General features: G+C 63.2%; 13 protein-coding genes. 10 read left to right on the top strand and 3 right to left on the bottom strand.

Going from position 1 to position 17,493, the window contains the following annotated elements:
- Positions 1–17: 17 nt before the first annotated feature.
- The gene (locus AC1DYQ_RS20115) at positions 18–1,046 is read right to left on the bottom strand and encodes a LacI family DNA-binding transcriptional regulator (protein ID WP_477688277.1); all 1,029 of its coding nucleotides are present in this window, start codon (positions 1,044–1,046) and stop codon (positions 18–20) included.
- Positions 1,047–1,375: 329 nt separating this feature from the next.
- Between AC1DYQ_RS20115 and AC1DYQ_RS20110 the strand changes: the two genes are divergently transcribed.
- The 7 genes from AC1DYQ_RS20110 to AC1DYQ_RS20080 all read left to right on the top strand — a co-directional run bounded on the left by AC1DYQ_RS20110 (position 1,376) and on the right by AC1DYQ_RS20080 (position 8,952).
- On the top strand, positions 1,376–1,525 hold the full coding sequence (locus AC1DYQ_RS20110) for a hypothetical protein (RefSeq protein ID WP_477688276.1): 150 nt from the start codon (positions 1,376–1,378) through the stop codon (positions 1,523–1,525).
- A 51-nt stretch (positions 1,526–1,576) separates the two neighbouring features.
- Entirely contained in the window at positions 1,577–2,866 is a 1,290-nt protein-coding gene (locus tag AC1DYQ_RS20105; protein WP_477688275.1) for an ABC transporter substrate-binding protein, read from the top strand.
- 144 nt (positions 2,867–3,010) lie between these two features.
- The gene (locus AC1DYQ_RS20100) at positions 3,011–4,000 is read left to right on the top strand and encodes a carbohydrate ABC transporter permease (protein ID WP_477688274.1); all 990 of its coding nucleotides are present in this window, start codon (positions 3,011–3,013) and stop codon (positions 3,998–4,000) included.
- Positions 4,001–4,010: 10 nt separating this feature from the next.
- Positions 4,011–5,078 carry a carbohydrate ABC transporter permease gene (locus AC1DYQ_RS20095; protein ID WP_477688273.1) on the top strand — a complete coding sequence of 356 codons (1,068 nt, stop codon included), beginning with the start codon at positions 4,011–4,013 and terminating at the stop codon, positions 5,076–5,078.
- Between the two features lie 14 nt (positions 5,079–5,092).
- Complete coding sequence (locus AC1DYQ_RS20090) at positions 5,093–6,094, top strand: ABC transporter ATP-binding protein (RefSeq protein ID WP_477688272.1); 1,002 nt, start codon at positions 5,093–5,095, stop codon at positions 6,092–6,094.
- Between the two features lie 33 nt (positions 6,095–6,127).
- Entirely contained in the window at positions 6,128–8,542 is a 2,415-nt protein-coding gene (locus AC1DYQ_RS20085) for a TIM-barrel domain-containing protein (protein WP_477688271.1), read from the top strand.
- Between the two features lie 158 nt (positions 8,543–8,700).
- Positions 8,701–8,952, top strand: coding sequence for a hypothetical protein (locus tag AC1DYQ_RS20080; protein WP_477688270.1), 252 nt, complete (start codon positions 8,701–8,703; stop codon positions 8,950–8,952).
- A gap of 145 nt (positions 8,953–9,097) precedes the next feature.
- Here AC1DYQ_RS20080 and AC1DYQ_RS20075 read toward each other — a convergent pair whose 3' ends face one another.
- The gene (locus tag AC1DYQ_RS20075; RefSeq protein ID WP_477688269.1) at positions 9,098–10,003 is read right to left on the bottom strand and encodes a LysR substrate-binding domain-containing protein; all 906 of its coding nucleotides are present in this window, start codon (positions 10,001–10,003) and stop codon (positions 9,098–9,100) included.
- A 176-nt stretch (positions 10,004–10,179) separates the two neighbouring features.
- Between AC1DYQ_RS20075 and AC1DYQ_RS20070 the strand changes: the two genes are divergently transcribed.
- From AC1DYQ_RS20070 to AC1DYQ_RS20060, 3 genes are all read left to right on the top strand, one after another.
- Positions 10,180–11,154: a Bug family tripartite tricarboxylate transporter substrate binding protein gene (locus tag AC1DYQ_RS20070; RefSeq protein WP_477688268.1), complete on the top strand. Its 975-nt coding sequence runs from the start codon at positions 10,180–10,182 to the stop codon at positions 11,152–11,154.
- A gap of 109 nt (positions 11,155–11,263) precedes the next feature.
- Positions 11,264–12,691, top strand: a complete 1,428-nt coding sequence (locus tag AC1DYQ_RS20065) for an MmgE/PrpD family protein (RefSeq protein ID WP_477688267.1) — start codon at positions 11,264–11,266, stop codon at positions 12,689–12,691.
- Positions 12,692–12,869: 178 nt separating this feature from the next.
- Positions 12,870–14,018 carry an ABC transporter substrate-binding protein gene (locus AC1DYQ_RS20060; RefSeq protein WP_477688266.1) on the top strand — a complete coding sequence of 383 codons (1,149 nt, stop codon included), beginning with the start codon at positions 12,870–12,872 and terminating at the stop codon, positions 14,016–14,018.
- Positions 14,019–14,067: 49 nt separating this feature from the next.
- Here AC1DYQ_RS20060 and icmF read toward each other — a convergent pair whose 3' ends face one another.
- Positions 14,068–17,391 carry a fused isobutyryl-CoA mutase/GTPase IcmF gene (gene icmF, locus AC1DYQ_RS20055; protein ID WP_477688265.1) on the bottom strand — a complete coding sequence of 1,108 codons (3,324 nt, stop codon included), beginning with the start codon at positions 17,389–17,391 and terminating at the stop codon, positions 14,068–14,070.
- Between the last annotated feature and the right edge of the window lie 102 nt (positions 17,392–17,493).

The raw sequence follows: 17,493 nt of genomic DNA, 5'->3' as shown, positions 1-17,493 counted from the left end.
CGCAGGCCTGGCCGGTTTCAGGTCTTGAGCGCAGCCGCCATGCGGTGCGGCATGAGGCGTTCGCGTGGCGCTTCGCCGCCCCACAGGCTCAGCATCAGGTCCACAATGACCGGTCCGAAGTCCTGATGCGGAATTTCGACCGAGGTGAGCCACGGGGCGAGCCAGGCATTGATCGGGTTGCCGTCGATGCCGACCAGCTCGCAGTCGCCGGGCACCCGGATCCCGCTCTCACGGGCCACGCGGTGCAGCCCATAGGCGACTTGGTCGCTGATGCACATCGCGCCACGCGGCCAGCCACCGGGCGCCGCGAACTGGGCCCCGGCGGCGTAGCCGATTTCCAGGTGCGAGATGCCCGGGGCCTCTACCCGACGGATCCGGTCGGCTGACAAGCCTCTGGCGCCGGCCCGCTCGCAGAAGCCCTGCACGCGTTCCCTGGTCGTGGACGATCCGCGCGACGGAAATACCACGGCCGGCGCGTCGATGCCGCGGTCGAGCAGGTAGTCTGCGGCGGCGGCGCCGGCCGCCAGGTTGTCGGGCCCCACGAAGGAACATGTGCCGAACGGGCTGCGCCGGCTCACGAAGACCATAGGCGCACCGCGCTCCACGAAGTCGCGCAGGCCGGCACTGGGCTGGGCCGCGACCATCACGTAGCCCTGCACGACCTGCGAACGCATGGCGTTGAGATAGTCGTCCTGCAGCTCCGGCCGGTCGTGCGTGTCGCACAGGATCATCGTGTAGCCGGCCTCGCGTAGCGCGGCCTCGGTGGAGGCGGCCAGCGTGGCCATCACCGGGTTGTCGAGGTTGGCGGCCAGCATCGCGACCAGGCGGCTCTCACGGCTGCGCAGCGCGCGCCCCAGCTGGTTCGGGTGGTAGCCCACGGTCTTGATCGCCTCGCGCACGCGTGCCAGGGTTTCCGGCGAAGCCCGCCGGGTCTCGCCGTTCACGATGCGCGAGACGGTGGAGATTGAGACGCCGGCCTGCACGGCGACTTCGCTCAGCGAAACCGGGCCGACGCCCTTGCGCCTGCGCGGGGTGTCGTCGGTCATCGGTGCGGGCGGCAGGCCTGCCGGGTCTGGACGCCGCAGCGAATGTCGGGTTGGCGCGAAGGCCGGTCATGCGGATGGCCAGGCGGTAGGCCGGCGAGTGGAAAGCGAAGCATCAATGGGTCGTATTTTGGGAAAACAAGGGGCCAAGGGGCGAGGGCAGGTGGCCGACCGGTGGCCCGTTCAGTGCGGGCCAAAGACAAAACATATAACCAACATATAACCGAGAAAGCCGCCACTGACAAGTATGGCAAACGATTGCCAAGCGTTGGCAAACGTTTGCCATAATAGCCAAAACCGCCAACGATCGCAACACAACGGCACAGGACGACATGGTTTTCACCTCCAGCAGTACGCACAGCGACGGCGAGCCTCTGCCGATACTCCTGCTGGTGATCGCGGCGATCTACAGCGCCGCGGCCACCCATCCCGGCCATGCGGGCTGGGCGTCGCTTGCGCCGGCCGACGACGCGCATTCCTGAAGCCGACGACCGATCGGCCCCACCTTCGTTTTTTTCCAGAAAGAGACAACCATGAACTTCCAGCTTCGTTTTCTCGCCAGGCGCGCCACGCGGGCCGGCCTCCTGGGTGCCGCCGTCGCCACGCTGGCCACCAGCGCCTTCGCCGACATCCGTGTCATGTGCTACCAGGACGGCAATGAATGCGATGTCACGGCCGACCTCATCAAGCGTTATGAGGCCCAGAACGCCGGCGCCAAGGTGATCCTGGACGTGGTGCCCTACAAGACGGTGGTCGAGCAGTTGCCTGTCCAGCTCGCGGCGGGGCAGGGGCCCGACATCGCGCGTGTCGCCGAAATCGGCGGCCTGTCGAAGAACTACATCGACATCAGCGCCCATGTGAAGGACCGCAAGTACTGGGAAGACAACTTCGGCAGCACCTTGCCCTGGATGCGCAACAAGGCGGGCGACAAGGGCATCTACGGTTTCCTGTCGCAAATGACCATGACCGGCCCCTTCGTCAACAAAACCTTGTTCGAGCAGGCCAAGGTGCCCATGCCCGGCCCCAAGGCCACCTGGGAAGAGTGGGCCGACGCGGCGCGCAAGGTGGCCAAGGCCACGCAGACCCCGGCCGCCATGGCCTGGGACCGTTCCGGCCACCGCTTCGCCGGCCCTGCCGTGAGCTACGGCGCGAAGATTTTCGACGCCAAAGGAAACCTCACAGTGGACGCCGGCTACAAGACCGCCGTGGGCAAATTCGTTGCCTGGCACAAGGACGGCACCATGCTGAAAGACGTCTGGGGCGGCTCGGGCGGCTCCAGCTATGCCGATGCGGTGGGCGAGTTCAAGAACGGCCGCGTGGTGATGATCCTGTCGGGTTCCTGGCAGATCAACCGCATGCAAAAGGAAATCGGCAACGCCTTCGACTGGGTCGCCGTGCCCAACCCCTGCGGCCCTGCTGCCTGCTCGGGCATGCCCGGCGGCGCGGCCTGGGTGGCCCTCAAAACCACCAAGTCCCCGAAGGAAGTGGGCCGCTTCCTGGACTTCATGGCGCAGGAGGCCAACGTCGCCGAATTCGCTTCGCGCACCAACAACATCCCAGCGCATGCCGGCGTGGCCAAAAAAGGCGTGGACTACCCGAGCGCCGGCCCGGCGGCGCGCGCCGCACTGGGCGTGTTCACCAGCGGCACCGCCACCATCGCGCCGCCGGCCTACGCGTTGCAAGGCTACAAGTACAACCGCGCCTTGATGCTGCCGACCGTGACCCGCGTCACCCAGGCCATCGTGGGAGAAATCAGCGTGGACGAGGCCGTGATGAAGATCGGGACCGACATGGCCGAGGCGGTCAAACAAGCCGAGAAGTAGTTGTACACCCCCGTGGCGCGCACTGTGTGCGTGCCTCCCCCCTTGCAGGGGGCGATACCTGCGGCCTGGCGGAGCCAGTTCCGCGGTATCCCCTGGCGTAAGACTGGGGCGCAGGTGGTGCTTTGACAGTAGATCGGAGTCGGTATGTCGGTTTTTTCGACCTTCCTGGGTTTTTTGTTCAACCTGTTCGAGCCGATCTTCCGGCTGGGCCAGAAATGGCTGGGCGCCTCGCGCATAGGCTGGCTCTTTGTCGGCCCCAATCTGGTGGTGATCAGCATCTTCACCTTTTTACCTATCGTGGTGAACCTGGTGTATGCGGTCACGGGCGGGGTGAACCTGCTGCCCACGCAGCGGCCTTTCACGGGGCTGGAGAATTTCGCCATCCTGCTTGAATGCCGCGACTACACCGACCTGCAGACCTGCCGCACCGACATCTTCTGGCGCTCCATTGCCAACACGGTGAAGTTCAGCCTGATCCAGGTGGCGTTGATGGTGTTCTTCTCGCTGGTGACGGCCTTGGTGCTGAACCGAAAAATCATAGGCCGTGGTTTCTGGCGCGGCGTGTTCTTCTACCCTGTGTTGTTGTCGCCGGTGGTGGTGGCGCTGATCTGGAAGTGGTTGCTGCAAAGCCAGGGCGTGTTCAATGCCGGCCTGGTGGCCATGGGTGCCTCACCGATGGACTGGTTGCTGGACCGGCACTGGGCTTTTTTCTGGGTGGTGGTGGTATCCATCTGGGCCCACATGGGCTTTTACACGCTCATCCTGCTGGCCGGCCTGCAGGCCATTCCGAAAGACGTTTACGAAGCCGCTGAGATGGACGCCGCGCCGCCATTTCGCGTACTGCGGCGCATCACCTTACCGCTGCTCATGCCCAACCTGATCGTGGTGCTGGTGCTGGTGATGATCCGCGCGGTGCAGAGCTTTGACGAAGTGTTTGTGCTCACCGGCGGCGGCCCGGGCTCGGCCACCACCTTCATCGTGCAGTACATCTACCAGACCGGTTTTGCCGAGCAGATCCACCTGTATGGCCTGGCAGCCGCGGCCTCGCTGATTCTGGCCGTGGGTCTGATGGGCCTGACGCTTGCGCAGTTGCGGCTGTCCAAAGCCGGCGAGGCCGGAAAAATCAAAAAGTAAGGAAAAAGCGATGGCCAATTTCCTCACCCGCACGTACTCTGACAAACAGGGCCACAAATACGGCGGCACCCGCCTGCACTGGACCGACTGGGTCTCCTACGCCTACCTGCTGGCCGGCCTCATCGTGATGTTCGGCCCGGTGCTCTGGCTCGTGATGTCGTCGTTCAAAACCGAAAGCGCGCTCAGCCAGTTCCCACCGACCTTTCTGCCCTACAGCCAGAAGGAGGCGGTGGTGGCCGGTTACGACAAGCCCCTGCCGCTGTTCCGTGCCAAGGACGAGCAGGGCAACATCCGCGAACTGGCCCAGGTGCGCCGCATCGGCCTGGTCGCCACCATGGTCGACCCCGCGGCGCCGCAGACTGAACTGCGCGTGAACATCAACGACCGCAAGCCGGTCAATGAGCTTAAATTCGCCGGCGGCAATTACACCGAGCTGTTCGGCAAATTCGCCTTCGGCACTTATCTGTGGAACAGCGTGTTCATCACCGTGGTGGCCACCATCCTCACGTTGCTGTTCAATTCAATGGCGGCCTTCGCGCTGTCCAAGTACCAGTTCACCGGGCAGAAGACGGTGTTCGTGCTGATCATCGCCACGCTGATGATTCCGCCCACCATCATTTTGGTGCCCGCCTTTTTGGTGATCTCCGAACTGAATCTGCTGAACAACCTCTGGGGTGTGATCCTGCCTGCGGTGGCCACGCCCACCGGCGTGTTCCTGCTGCGCCAATACATGCTGACCATCCCCGACGAGCTGCTGGAGGCCGCTCGCATGGACAACGCCAGCGAGTGGCGCATCTACTGGAAGATCATCCTGCCGCTGGCCGCTCCGGCGATGGCGGTTCTGGCCATCTTCTCGTTCATGTGGCGCTGGAACGATTTCCTGTGGCCGCTGATCGTGCTGTCCAAGTCGGAGCACTTCACCTTGCAGCTCGCGCTCAATGCCTTCCAGGGTGAACTCAACACGCAGTGGCACTACCTGCTGGCGATGACTGTGATCACCTTGATTCCGATCACCCTGGTCTTTGCCTTCCTGCAGAAATACATCGCCACAGGCATCGCCAGTGCCGGCGTCAAATAACCAAGGACTCTCCCGTGGCCACTCTTGAACTCACCAGCGTCGTCAAAACCTTCGACAAAGCCACCATCATCCATGGCGTGGACCTGACCGTTTCCGACGGTGAATTTGTGGTCTTCGTCGGCCCCTCGGGTTGCGGAAAATCCACGCTGCTGCGCATCATCTCGGGGCTGGAGCCCGCCAGCGCCGGCGACATCCGCATCGACGGCCAGCGTGTCAATGACGTGAGCGCCGCGCACCGCGGCTGCTCGATGGTGTTCCAGTCATACGCGCTCTACCCGCACATGAGCGTCTACGACAACATGGCTTTCGGCCTGGAAAACCTGGGCGTGGCCAAAGCCGTGATCGAGAGCAAGGTCAATGCCGCCGCCACCATGCTGCAGCTCGCGCCGCTGCTGCAGCGCAGGCCCACCCAGCTCTCCGGCGGCCAGCGCCAGCGTGTGGCCATAGGCCGCTCCATCGTGCGCGAACCCAAGCTGTTCCTGTTCGACGAGCCGCTGTCCAACCTCGACGCCGAGTTGCGTGTCTCCATGCGCGCCGAGATCCGCGACCTGCATGCCCGCCTGGGCGCGACCATGATTTACGTGACACACGACCAGGTCGAGGCCATGACCATGGCCGACAAGATCGTGGTGCTGCGCGCCGGCCGCATCGAGCAGGTCGGCTCGCCGCTGGAACTGTACAACCGGCCCTGCAACCAGTTTGTGGCCGGCTTCATCGGCAGCCCGCGTATGAACTTCGTGCCGGTGGCGCAGATGCCTGGCGCCAGGCCCGGAGCCCACACCGTGGGCATCCGGCCCGAGCATGCGCAGCTCACCAACGACGGTCCGCTGGAGATGAAGGTGTCGCAGGTCGAGCAACTCGGCAGCACCAGCATCCTGCATGGCAACGTGGTGCCCGATGCGCCTTTTGAAATCATCCTGAGCGGGCAGACCAACATCCAGCGCGGCGACACCGTCAAGGTGACCGCACCCGCAGAGCACCTGCATTTCTTCGACCAGAACGGCTTGCGTCTTTGAACCTGCGCCACCCGAAACATTGACCAGCCGACCATGCGCCTTGACCAAGCTCCCACTTTCGCCCTGCAATCGCGCAGCGGCAACCACCTCATCCTGAACAGCGCCAGTGGCGCCACTGCCCACATCTGGGTCCTCGAAGAAGACATCGTTCGTGTGCTGGTGCTGCCGCAAGGACGGCTGCAGATGCCGCGCAGCTGGACCGTGGCGCCTGGGCTTGAAAACTTGCCTGTTGAAGGCCGCGACCGCTTCGACGTGAGCGGCTTTTCGCTGCCCGCGTTCGAGCTCAAGGAAGAGGGCAAACAGCTGCAGGTCACCACCGGCGCCGTGCGCCTGACCGTCGCGCTCAAAGGTTTTTTCTGCCGCTGGGAAAGCCGGCACCAGGGCCCCTGGCAGGCCAGCGCCGCCGATCGTTCCACGCAAAGCTACAACTTCGGCTGGTGGGACGAAAAGGTCTACCACTACCTGCAGCGTGATCGCGGCGAGGCCTACTTCGGCCTGGGCGAGCGCGCCGGCGATGCCAACCGCGCCGGCCAGCGCTACCGCATGTGCAACCTGGATCCCATGGGCTACAGCGCACGCAGCACCGACCCGCTGTACAAACACATCCCGTTCTACATCACGCGCAAAGGTGGTGAAAAAGACGCCGGCCTGTGTTTCGGTTTGTTCTATGACACCTTGTCCGATTGCAGCTTCGACATGGGCCGGGAGATGGACAACTACCACGGCCACTACCGTTACTTTGTGGCCGACCACGGCGACCTCGACCTGTATTACATCGCCGGCGCCGACCCGGCCGCCATCACGCGCCGCTACACCTGGCTCACCGGCCGGCCCATCTTCCCGCCGCGCTACGCGCTGGGCTATTCGGGTTCGACCATGAGCTACACAGACGCACCGAATGCGCAGGAGCGCATGGGCGAGTTCCTCGAACGTTGCGAAGAGCACGATATTCCCTGCGACTCCTTTCATCTATCGTCGGGCTACACCTCGATCGGCCCAGGCCGCTACGTCTTCAACTGGAACCGCGAAAAATTCCCCGACCCGGTGGCCTTCGTGCAGAGCTACCTCGACCGCGGTGTGCGCCTGGTGCCGAACATCAAGCCCGCGCTGTTGCGCGACCATCCGCGTTTCGAGGAAGCCCGCCAGGCTGGCCTTCTTGTCAACGATCCGGATGGCCAGCCCACCGCCATACAGTTCTGGGACGGCACCGGCGCCTACCTCGACTTCACCAACCCCGCCACCATCGCCTGGTGGAAGAAGCAGGTGACCGAGCAGCTGCTCGAATACGGCATCCCCGCCACCTGGAATGACAACAACGAGTACGAAATCTGGAGCGACAAGGCGCTGGCCCACGGCTTCGGCATGCCGCGTCCCGCGCGCGAGGTGCGCCCGCTGCAGACCTTGCTGATGATGCAGGCGTCGCATGCCGCGCAGACCGAGTTCGCGCCCGCGGAGCGGCCCTACCTGGTGTCGCGCTCAGGCGCCGCCGGCATGCAGCGCTATGTGCAGACCTGGTCGGGCGACAACTACACGGCCTGGGAAACGCTGCGCTACAACATCCGCATGGGCCTGGGCCTGGCGATGTCGGGCGTGTCCAACACCGGGCACGACATAGGCGGTTTTTCCGGTCCTGCGCCGGGGCCCGAGTTGCTGCTGCGCTGGGTGCAGCACGGCATCTTCCTCCCGCGCTTCAGCATCCATTCGTGGAACGACGACAAAACCGTCAATGAACCCTGGATGTACCCCGAGGTGACGCCCCAGGTGCGCGAGCTGATCCGCCTGCGCTACCGGCTCATGCCTTACCTGTACGACCTGGTATGGCGTTACCACAGCGCCTACGAACCCATCATCCGGCCGACGTACCACGACTTCCCGGAAGACACGCACTGCCTGGAAGAAAACGACGACATGCTGCTGGGCGCCCATTTGCTGGTGGCCTCGGTGGTCGAGCCCGGCCAGACCGAGCGCCGCGTGTGGCTGCCCGGCACCGGCGGTTGGTACGAGGCGCACACCGCGCGGTACGTGAAAGCCGGCCAGTGGATCACGCTGGATGCGCCGCTGGATGGCCCGCCCCCATTGCTGGCACGCGAAGGCTGCGCCGTACCGCTGAATCTGGGAGAGATCCATTTCGCAGCGGTCGAAGATCTGCGCGGCTTCCAGGTCTTTCCCCATCAGGGTGCGGGAAGTTTCGAAGCAAACTGTTTTGAAGACGACGGCCATAGCCAAGCCTGGCGCAGCGGTGCTTATGGGCAGTGGCGCCTGCGTGTTGAGTCCACCGCGCAAGGCCTGCACATCGCAGTGCTCCGTGAGGGCGCACGGCCGCCCGTGCAAGCCAACCTGGTCTTGCTGCTGCCGGCGACAGAGCAACGCCCGCTTAGCTTTGACGGCGGGGCGCTGGTGCAGGATCAGCTCGAAGGCGCCTGGAGGCGGCTGACGCTGAAGCTTTGACTCTATATGGGGGTTGTGGCAAGGGCCGCTGCGACCCCGGGACAGCGGACCACTAGGCCTGGGGTAAAACCGTGACGGTGAAACACGATGGCCGGAGTTCTGGCACGTCCTTTGCATGCTGCTCTGCAGTGACGATGATTCACTACGGGAGGCTTCAAATGTTGGTCCTGATCTTGCGACCCCTTGCATCTGTTGGCCTGGCAGCCGCTTTGACAACAACCGGCCTACACGCCTCAGACGTTGCCGCCGGCCGCCCGGTCATTCCAGCCAGCCAAACGCAAACCCTGCGTGTGCCGGACCACAATGTCAAACCGGTCAACGCGGCCAAAACCAGGGCCGAGGCAAAACGCACGCTGGGTACGAATCCGGCGATGCCGCTTTGGGAAGGCCCCTGGGGTCCTCACCATTGAGGTGGACTTCGACGGAATTTTTGACTTGGCCCATCGCACTCTCCGGCGTCTCTGGTGTGATTGGCCTGGAGCGGCAACTTTGCGCGTTGATCAGTCTCCTGGACCACGCCGCCTCGGCCTCATTCAGCTGGCCACCGCCGGAGCCTCAAGGGGCTGGCGGCGACTGGCTCGTCAACCACTGGCGCAGCGATTGGATCACGGGCGCCTTGGCGCGCTCGTTCGTCGTCACCAGAAAGTAACTGCGCGGCGAAATAAAGGGCTTGTCATTCAGCTTGACCAGGCGCCCGGTCTGCAGTGCCGATGCGCTCACATAGTCCGGCGCCAGTGCGACGCCCAGACCGGCCTCCGCTGCCGTTAATGCAAGCGACAGCAGACCGTAGTGGGCACCCGGCATCGGGACTTCTACAGACGCGCCCAGCTGCCGCAGGTAGGCCGGCCATGAGTTGGGCACCATGCTCTGGTGCAGCAAGGGCAGCGCTGCCATTTGCGTGCCCGTCAGCGGCGCCGCCAGCCGGCTCAGCGTGGGCGCCGCAAGAGGAAAGGAGTGCAGGGGGTGTAGCAGGTCGGCCACGCAGCCGGGCTCCGGCCCTTCGCAGTAGACGATGGCCGCGTCCAGCCCCGAGTCGCGCATGCTGATGGGCCCGGTATGCGTGGCCACGTCCAGCTGGATTTGCCGGTGCGCGATGGCGAAGGCGCACAGCCGAGGCATGGCCCACAGCGTGCCAAAGGTGGTGGGCACAGACAGCCGCAATATCTTGCCTGGCATGGAGCCCATGGACGCGGCGATGGTCGCTGACTCCAGCTCGTCCAGCAGGGTTCGCACCCGCCGCAGGTAGCTGGCACCGTCAACCGTCAGCTCCATCCCGCTAGTTGTGCGCCGGCACAGCGCTACGCCGACAAAGCTCTCCAGGTCCGACAGCTGGCGGCTCACCGCGCTTTGCGTCAGGCCCAGTTCATCGGCTGCTGCAGTGATGCTCAGGCGCCGTGCAATCACCTCGAAGGTGTTGAGGTTGACGATGGAGGGCAGGTGGCGCTGCGTCGGATATTTCATGGTGGGTGCGGCCATTATTGGCATGGCATCCGTTCGCCCGCAATGAAAAAGGCTATGCGGGCATGAAATAAATGCAGGGGGGCATGCGTTTATTCCGTTGGACAGGCCGGCGCGCATGTCAGATATTCAGGGCGCCGCAGTGGGCGGCCCCTCAAGAACAGAAGTTGGAGTCATAGATGTCGAAATTTCAAGCGCGCCTTGTACTGCTGCTGGCGGCGGCCACGCTGGCTGGCACCGCCCTGGCGGCGGATTGGCCCGCCACCCAGCCTATCAAACTGATCGTGCCCTCGGCCGCCGGCGGCACGCCCGACCAGACCAGCCGCAAGCTGGCCTACTACCTTCAGGACAAACTCAAACAAGCGGTGATCGTCGAGAACCGCCCCGGCGCGGCAGGCACCATTGCCATGCAGGCGGTGGCCACCGCCAAGCCCGACGGCTACACGCTGGGCTTCGGCAATATTGTGACCATGGCCATCAACCGCAGCCTGATTTCCAAGATGCCCTACAACCCCGATAAAGACCTGGCGCCGGTGGCCGTGCTCTCGCAGGTGCCCAATGTGCTGGTGGTCCGCCATGGCCTGCCCATCGCCTCGGTGCGTGACTTGGTCGTCTATGCCAAGAGCCACCCGGGCAATCTGACCATGGGTTCCGGCGGCAACGGCACCACCAGTCACCTCAGCGGCGAAATCCTCAAGGAAAAAGCCGGCATCAGCTTCAGCCACATTCCCTACCGCGGGGCCCCGCAGGCGCAGACCGACCTGATCGGCGGGCAGATCGACTTCATGTTTGACAACCTGCCGTCCATGGTGGGCGCGATCCAGTCGGGCAAGGTGCGTCCGCTCGCGGTTACCAGTAAACGTCGCTCGGCGCTGCTGCCCGACGTGCCGACCATGGAAGAGGCGGGCATTGCAGGCTTCGAGGTGGTGGCCTGGGGCGGCATTGTGGCACCGACGGGCACGCCTCGGCCCGTGATCCTGCGCCTGAACCGTGAGATCAACAACTGGCTGCAGGCACCTGCGACCAAAGCCGAATTCGCGCAAGTGGGGCAGGTCGCGCTTGGAGGAACCCCCGAGTTTTTCAAGACGCATATTGACAGCGAGGCGAAAAAGTGGGGTGACGTGATCCGCAAAGCCGGAGTAAAGCTTGACTGAATGTGCCTGGCCTTTCGCGTAGGCCTGCTGTTGCGTTTCGGCTATTCACTTCACACAAGGATGCGCTGACAGGCGCAACCACATACCAAAACAGACCCCAAGGACAAGCATGTTCAGTTCCCCCGTCCCCGCTACCCAGGTTCTCGCGCACTGGGCTGCCACGGTTCCCAATCAATGGGGTGAATCCACCTTACGCACGGCAGAGCACTCCCTGGAGGACACCATCGCCGCCATGGTGGCAGGTGCTGGGGACCCGGTTTGCGCCTCGGTGCGGGCGGGATTGCGTGTCGCGGGACCGGTCCCGGTGGTGGGTAGCAACACCGGGACTTGTGCCGCCTTCAGTGCGCTGGCCAACGGCACGGCCGCCCATGCGCGGGAGCTGGATGAGATGTTTTTCGTCGCCGGTGGCCATTTTGGCTGCGCCGTGATCCCAGCCATCCTGGCGCAAGCCCACGAGATTGATGCCACGCTGGACGCCGTGCTGGACGCGCTGATCGTCGGAAGCGAGGTGATGGCCCGCGTCGGGATGGCGATGGACCGGTCCCATGCCGAAAAAGGCTGGCATGGCACTCAAACCATTGGTGTAATTGCTGCCGCAGCCGCTTGCGCCAGGTTGCTTGGGCTGGACGCTGGCAGGATGACGCACGCTCTCAGCTTGGCCGTTTCCATGGCGGCTGGACCCAAGGTCCAGTTCGGCACTGACACGAAACCCGTACATGCCGGACTGGCGGCGCAAGGCGGTGTGCTGGCCGCATCGCTTGCAGCATCGGGTGTCACCGGCAGCGATAAAGCCCTGGAAGGCCCGCATGGGTTTGGCGCACTCTATGCTGGGGGCTTGGCGGCCGACTGGCGGTCCATGACTGCAGTCAACGATGGCCCGCTGGCGATCGACAGCCACGGCCTGGGATTCAAGCTGTATCCCAACTGTGCGTCCACACACCGCTGTCTGGACGCGTTGCAAGCCTTGGCCACGGAACACCGATTCTGCATGGAGGACGTGGAGCGCGTCGAAACATTGGTCGGGCGCGTCAACCTGGTGAACCTCAAATACCCGGAGCCCCGGGATCCGCGCGAGGCCATGTTCTCCATGCCCTACGCGGTGGCAACGATGCTTCGTTATGGCACGGTCACGTTGGCTGACTTCACGCCGAAAGCGGTGCAAGACGACGTGACCCGTCGCCTCATGCCACGCGTCGAAATGCGCCTGGATTCGACACGCGTAGAAACCGCAACGCAGCTGCTCCCCCACACCACAGTCGTAACCTTGAAGGACGGACGACGCCTGGAGCGCGTGGTTCACCACGCCAAAGGGTCATTCCTGAATCCATTTTCGCCGTTGGAGCGGCAAATCAAATTCGAACAATGCACCACGGGCATTATTCCGGAAGAGCGGGCGGCAACGCTTCGCGACAACCTGGCTCGACCGCAAGGTGTCAAGGTTCGCCAACTGCTGGCACAGCTGCAGTTCGAAGCCCGGGTCGATGACGGCACGCGTTTCGGCCGTCCACGAGGAGGCGGGTCGAGCCCCCTTCCTTGATCCATGGAATCCAGCCCTGCTCAGGCGGGCCCGAACCCGACGGTTCCCCCGCCCGGATCACAGTCGAAGCGGCGCTGGCAACGGAGAGTCCGCGTTTGGAAATGACCGTGTTGCAGCAGGTTGACCACTGATCGATACCCAAGTCCGTCAGATTCGCGGCACAAAGGAAACTCTCATCATGCACCACCGTTGTTTATCGTCGGCTTTCGCCAAGGCCCTGATGGCACTGGCCGTGGGCGCCCTTGTGACGGGAGCCGGTCCGGTACTCGCCGCAGAGATCATAGTGGGCCAAGTCGGCCCCATGTCAGGGCCGGAGGCCGGTCAGGGCCGCGCTTACGCCGCCGGCATGCAATTGCATTTCAACGCCATGAACAAGGTCGGCGGCATCAACGGTCATAAGTTCACACTCTTGCGCAAGGATGATGGCGGGAGGCCCGACGACACGGTCACTTTGACCAAGCAGATGATTGCTGAAGATAAGCCGCAGGTCCTGGCCGGCTACTTTGGCGGCAAGAATGTTGCAGACTTGGTGTCTGCGGGAATTTTGGCAAAAGAAAAGATCGCTCTGGTGGGCTACCGTACTTCGGAGATTCAGCCGGGCGCTCCCTACCTGTATAGCGTGCGGGCAGGCCTGCGCGAGGAGATTTCCAAACTCATCGAGCATTTGGCTACCGTCGGGATTAAGCGCCTGGGGCTTTTCCATGAGGCTGGGCCGGGCTCGACTTCGGTCATTGCCGCGGCCGAGGATGCGGCCAGAAAAGCGGGAGCGACTATCGAGGGACGCGCCTCCTACGTCGCTAATACGGTCAGCGTCACTGATGCCGTGGACACTTTCATGAACATGCAGCCGCAAGCGATCATCATGGTTTCCAGCGGGTCTGCTGCGGCCGGCTTTATTGAGAAGTACCGTATCGCAGGTGGCGCGGCTCAACTGCTTTCGCATTCGGGCGCCGACATCGAGCAACTCTCGAAACGACTGTCTCCGGAGCAGATGCAAGGTGTGGCTATCGCCCAAGTGACGCCAAGTCCGTACAAGGTCTCCAGTCAACTAGTCAAGGAATTTACTGAGACCGCTGCCAAGACACCCAACCTGGAAGTGCCTGTGAGCTACGCCATGATGGAGGGCTATATTGCCGCTCGCGTCATTTCTGAAGCGATACGCCGCCAAGGCAGCAGGCCCAGCCGCGAGGGGACCGTTCTAGCCTTGGACAGCATGAGTAATTTTGACCTTGGTGGTTACTCGATCAGCTTTAAACCCGGACAGCACTCTGGCTCCAGCTTCGTCGAGTTATCCATCGTTACCAGTGCTGGCAGGATCCGTCAATAGCTCAAATAATTTGCCATTGATCAGTTGGGTAATAGCAGCCCCCGGCGATTTACATATTCCTCCGGTACTGCCCACCCACCTCAAACAGCGCATTAGTGATCTGCCCCAGCGAGCAGACGCGCACCGCCTCCATCAACACCTCGAACACATTGAGGTTCTCAATCACGGCCTGCTGCAGGCGTTTGAGCATGGCGGGTGACTCGGCCGCGTGGCGGCGATGGAAGTCGTCCAGGCGCTTGAGCTGGTTCTGTTTTTCTTCTTCGGTGGAGCGAGCGAGCTCCAGCTTGTCTTGTACCGCATCACCATGCGGGTTGCGGAAGGTATTGACGCCGATGATGGGCAGCTCGCCGGTATGTTTGAGCATCTCGTAGTGCATGGATTCGTCCTGGATGCGGCCGCGCTGGTAGCCGGTTTCCATCGCACCCAGCACGCCGCCACGCTCGGCGATGCGTTCGAACTCCAGCAGAACGGCTTCTTCGAGCAGCTCGGTGAGTTCCTCAATGATGAAAGCGCCCTGTGAGGGGTTTTCGTTCCTGGCCAGGCCCCATTCGCGGTTGATGATGAGCTGAATCGCCATGGCTCGGCGCACAGACTCTTCCGTCGGCGTGGTGATGGCTTCGTCAAACGCGTTGGTGTGCAGTGAGTTGCAGTTGTCGTAGATGGCGATCAGTGCCTGCAGCGTGGTGCGTATGTCGTTGAACTGGATTTCCTGTGCGTGCAGGCTGCGGCCCGAGGTCTGGATGTGGTATTTCAACTTCTGGCTGCGTTCGTTGGCACCGTATTTCTCTTTCATGGCCACGGCCCAGATGCGGCGCGCAACGCGGCCCATCACCGTGTATTCCGGGTCCATGCCGTTGCTGAAGAAGAAGGACAGATTGGGCGCGAAGTCGTCGATGTGCATGCCGCGAGCCAGGTAGGCTTCGACAAAGGTAAAGCCGTTCGACAGCGTGAAGGCCAGCTGGCTGATCGGGTTGGCGCCGGCTTCGGCGATGTGGTAGCCGCTGATGGAAACACTGTAGAAGTTGCGCACCCGGTTGTGCACAAAGTACTGGGCGATGTCGCCCATGACTTTCAGGCTGAACTCGGTCGAGAAGATGCAGGTGTTCTGGCCCTGGTCTTCCTTCAGGATGTCGGCCTGCACGGTGCCGCGAACGTTTTCCTGCACCCACTCGCGAATCTTCGTGGCCTCGGTTGCCGTCGGGTCTCGGCCATTGTCCTTTTTGAACTTCTCCAGATTCTGGTCAATGGCCGTGTTCATGAACATCGCGAGAATGGTCGGCGCCGGCCCGTTGATGGTCATGGAGACCGAGGTCGACGGGCTGCACAGGTCAAAGCCGTCGTAGAGCACCTTCATGTCGTCCAGCGTGGCGATGGACACGCCCGAATTGCCGACCTTGCCATAGATGTCAGGGCGCAGCGCCGGGTCGTTGCCGTAAAGCGTGACCGAGTCAAACGCGGTGGACAGCCGCTTTGCCGCCATGCCTTCGCTGAGCAGCTTGAAGCGGGTGTTGGTGCGGAAAGGGTCGCCTTCACCGGCGAACATGCGGGTCGGGTCTTCACCCTCGCGCTTGAAGGCAAAGGTGCCGGCGGTGTAAGGGTAGCTGCCGGGCACGTTGTCCAGCATCAGCCACTTGAGGATTTCCCCGTGGTCTTCGTATTGCGGCAATGCCACCTTGCGGATGGTGGTGCCGGAGAGTGATTTGGTGGTCAGTGCGGTGCGGATTTCCTTGTCGCGGATCTTCACCACGTATTCGTCGCCGGCATAGGCGGCCTGCATGTCCGGCCATTGGGCCAGCAGGGCGCGCGCATCGGCGTCCATACGGGCCTTGCGGTGACCGGCCAGGTCCAGCGCGGCTTCGGCAGCGGGCGCGCGGTCGGGCTTGTCGATCTTGAGCATGGAGGCCGCGGCTTTGAGCTGCTGCACCTCGCGTGCCAGTTGGGCTTGCGCGCGGGCACGTTTTTTGTAGCCGCGCACCGTGTCGCTGATTTCGGCCAGGTAGCGCGTTCGCGCGGCCGGCACCACCGGCGTCTGGTTGGTACTGTGGCGCACTTCGGCCGCGGGCAGCACACCGCCCTCAAGCGCCAGGCCCAGCGCGGCCAGGCGCGGCTTGAGTGCCTGATAGAGGGCCGTCACGCCATCGTCGTTAAAGCGCGCAGCCATGGTGCCGAAGACCGGCATCTTGTCGGCCGGCGTGCCCCAGGCTTCCCTGTTGCGCTGCACCTGCTTGGAGACATCGCGCAGGGCGTCGAGTGAGCCCTTGCGGTCGAACTTGTTGATGGCGATGAATTCGGCGAAGTCCAGCATGTCGATCTTTTCGAGCTGGCTGGCGGCGCCGAACTCGGGCGTCATCACGTACATGGGCACGTCCACATGCGGAACGATGGCGGCGTCGCCTTGTCCGATGCCGGAGGTCTCGACGACGATCAGGTCGAAACCTGCGCATTTGCAGGCGGCAATTACGTCAGGCAGGGCCTGGCTGATTTCGGAGCCGAAGTCACGCGTGGCCAGTGAGCGCATGAAGACGCGTTGGCCGCTGTCGGCGTTCTTCTGCCCTGCCAGGGGGACAGTCCAGGGGTTGATCGCGTTCATGCGGATGCGGTCGCCGAGCAGTGCGCCACCGCTCTTGCGGCGAGACGGATCAATACTGATGATTGCCACGCGCAGTTTGTCGTTCTGGTCCAGCCGAAGTCGGCGAATCAGCTCGTCGGTGAGCGAAGACTTGCCGGCGCCGCCGGTGCCTGTAATGCCCAGTACGGGAATTTTGCGAGTGGAGGCTTGCGTGCGCACCTTGTCAACCAGCGCGGCATCGGCTTTGCCGTTCTCCAGCGCCGTGATCAGCTGCGCCAGCGCACGCCAGTTCATCTCGCCGTGCCCTTCGATGGCCTTGACGTTCTTGGGCGCGAAGCCTGTCAGGTCTTTGTCGCAGCGCATGACCATCTCGCCGATCATGCCGGCCAGGCCCATCTTCTGGCCGTCTTCGGGGCTGTAGATGCGGGTGACGCCGTAGGCGTGCAGTTCACGGATCTCGGGCGGCACGATCACGCCACCCCCGCCGCCGAACACCTGGATGTGCTCGCCCCCGCGGCTTTTGAGCAAATCCACCATGTACTTGAAGTACTCGACATGCCCGCCCTGGTAGGAGCTGATAGCGATGCCTTGCGCGTCCTCCTGCAGGGCGGCTGTGACCACTTCGTCCACACTGCGGTTGTGGCCCAGGTGGATAACCTCCGCGCCCATGCTCTGCAGGATGCGCCGCATGATGTTGATGGCGGCATCATGACCGTCGAACAGGCTGGCTGCCGTGATGAAGCGTACCTTGTGCGTGGGGCGGTAGCTGGCGAGCGCTTTGTATTCAGCGGACATGTCGGTCATGGGTGTCTCCGGGCGGGCGGCAGGGCCGTCGATCTGTAATCTGTTGATTGACGTTTACGTAAACGTCAATCTTAGCCGGTAAGCCGGCATCGATCAAGTGTG

Source organism: Polaromonas sp. P1_F4 (assembly GCF_056405675.1).
Note: the sequence above shows the minus strand (reverse complement) of the source record. Positions and strands in the feature narration are given on the sequence as shown.